1 pseudogene is annotated in these 261 nt (G+C 61.3%); it reads left to right on the top strand.

From position 1 onward, the window contains the following. Window positions 1-261 (top strand): annotated as a pseudogene (locus SB725_RS32045) (nucleoside-binding protein); the annotation flags it as partial.

The raw sequence follows: 261 nt of genomic DNA on the forward strand, positions 1-261 counted from the left end.
CTACGCGCTGACCATGGGTTTTGACGCCAGCCGCAACAACAACCTGGGGTCGGCGAAAAAGCGTGCCCTGGTCTTCGGCCCGACCCTGAAGTTCAACACCGTCGGGGTGCTGGACCTGAGCCTGCTGTACTACAAGGAAAACAACCATTCCGGGATCCCCGGGGCCAAGGACCCGGATCACACCTTCGACGACACCTACCTGCTCAACCTGGCCTGGATGCGACCTTTCGAAGTCGGCACCCACGCTGCCAAGTTCCAGGG

It is taken from the genome of Pseudomonas sp. SIMBA_041 (genome assembly GCF_046535095.1).
Lineage (GTDB): Bacteria > Pseudomonadota > Gammaproteobacteria > Pseudomonadales > Pseudomonadaceae > Aquipseudomonas > Aquipseudomonas mucoides.